Origin of the sequence: Pseudomonas sp. BAV 4579 (genome assembly GCF_009765395.1) — a bacterium.
Classification (GTDB): Bacteria; Pseudomonadota; Gammaproteobacteria; order Pseudomonadales; family Pseudomonadaceae; genus Chryseomonas; species Chryseomonas aestiva.
In genome coordinates, this window is the sequence record NZ_WHOV01000227.1 from 1 (window position 1) to 2,012 (window position 2,012).

2 protein-coding genes and 1 pseudogene are annotated in these 2,012 nt (G+C 65.0%); all 3 read right to left on the minus strand.

Annotation, left to right across the window (positions count from 1 at the left end; translation table 11 throughout):
• Positions 1-987: methyl-accepting chemotaxis protein (locus tag GSQ95_RS25500; RefSeq protein ID WP_178123851.1), on the minus strand; the 987-nt coding region annotated here is incomplete at its 3' end.
• An 81-nt stretch (positions 988-1,068) separates the two neighbouring features.
• Complete coding sequence (locus GSQ95_RS25505) at positions 1,069-1,572, minus strand: chemotaxis protein CheW (protein ID WP_133859377.1); 504 nt, start codon at positions 1,570-1,572, stop codon at positions 1,069-1,071.
• 7 nt (positions 1,573-1,579) lie between these two features.
• Positions 1,580-2,012 (minus strand): annotated as a pseudogene (locus tag GSQ95_RS25510) (methyl-accepting chemotaxis protein); the annotation flags it as partial.

The window sequence follows — 2,012 nt, forward strand, 5'->3', positions numbered from 1 at the left end:
CTTGCCGGCCATGCCGTCGGTGACCTTGGCGTTCTCGGTGTTCTGGGCGATGGAAGCCGACATCTGTTCGATGCTGGCGCTGGTTTCCTCGACCGAGGCGGCCTGCTCGGTGCTGGCCTGGCTCATGCTCTGGGCAGTGGCCGAGACCTCTTCCGAGGCGCTGGCCAGGCCATCGGCCGAGCTGCGCACGTCGCTGATGATCTGCGCCAGGGTGGTGGTCATGGTGCGTACGGAGGCCAGCATGCTGGTGGTGTCGCCTTCGCGGGTCGCCACCTCGACACTCAGGTCGCCACGGGCGACGCGCTGCACCACCTCGGCGGCATAGGCCGGTTCACCACCCAGCTGCCGGATCAGGCTGCGGGTGATCAGGTAGCCGAGCAGGACGGACACGAAGACGGCGACGACCCCGATCACCATCATCAGGTTGCGGGCATCCAAATAGGCGGCGGTGGCTTCTTCACCCGAGGCGACCATGCGCTGGGCCTGGTGCTCATTCAAGCCGTTGGCGGCAGCAACGAGTTCGTTGTTGTTGGGCGCGAATACATTGAGCAGGTAGTCCCGTGCCTGGGCGCGATCCGTATCCAACAGCCGGAAGAATTCGGCGTACTTGTCCTGCAGGCGCTGACGGCTCTCGACAATGGCATTGAGCTTGCCTTTGCCCTCATCGCTCTGCACTCGCCGGCCCAGGTCAGCCAGGATTTCCTCGTTTTCCGTGCGAACCCGCTTGATGTCTTCCAGGGTCTTGGCGCGCGCCTCGACCGTGTCCTGCAGCAGCAGGTTACGCATCAGCCGGCCGGAATCCAGGGTGTTGCGCGTCAGGGTATTGGCCAACACGGTGAGGGGGAAATTGCGCTGAGACATGGTGTCGGCCGCTTGCTTCATCTTCTCCATGTTCAGGATGGCAACGCCGATTGTCAGCAAGAGCAAGAAGATGGCAGCCCCGAAGCCGAGCGCCAGCTTGGTCGAGACGCGAAGTGAGTTCAGCATGGTAAAAGCGCCTCCGGCGCCGGTTGAAACTGCTTCGTTAAGAGGCGCCGGTTACCGGCGCCCATGGCAATGCGGGGTCTTTCAGCTGGCGGCCTGGGCCAGGTTCGCCAGTTCCTGTACGTCCAGAACCTGGGCCACGTCGAGCAGGGTCAGGAAGCCGTCTTCGGACTTGACCATGCCGGCGATGAAGTGCGGCGCCAGGCGACTGCCAAAGGCCGGCGCCGGACGGATGTCCGCCGCGGCGATTTCCAGCACCTCGCTCACCGCATCCACCACCACGCCCAGCACCTGGGTGTCTTCGTCGGCGCACACTTCCAGGATCACGATGCAGGTCCGCGGGCCGACCCGGGTCGGTCGGCCGCCGAAGCGGGCCTCCAGATCCACCACCGGGACCACGGCGCCGCGCAGATTGATCACCCCGCGAATGCAGGCCGGCATCAGCGGGACCTGGGTCAGTTGGCCGAACTCGATGATCTCGCGCACCGCGAGGGTATCCACCGCATAGGTCTCACCGTCGACCACGAAGGTCAGGTGCTGGTGGCCAAGGTGTTCGTGGGCGATGTCGCCAAGGGTCAGGGCAGTCATGAAGCCATTACTCCGGGAAGCGGACGTAACCGTCCGGCAGGCCGCCCGCGGCCATCTGGGGACGCCGCAGGGTCGGCTGGGCCGCGCGGCTCATGGCCGGGCGCGTCTGCTCGATGGCACGCTCCAGGTCCTGGGCCGCACGACCATCGCCGGTGTGGAAGAAGCCCATCAGGCGCTGCAGCTGCTCGGCCTGACCGCTCATTTCTTCGGCGGTCGCGGCCAGCTCTTCCGAGGCCGAGGCGTTCTGTTGGGTGATCTGGTTGAGTTGCAGCATGGCGCTATTGATCTGAGTGACTCCGCTACTCTGTTCTTCGGACGCCGCAGCGATTTCCTGTACCAGATCGGAGGTCTTGCTGATGGACGGTACCATTTCGTCGAGCAGTGACCCGGCGCGCTCGGCCAGGGCCACGCTGCTCTTGGCCACGGTGCCGATTTCCTGG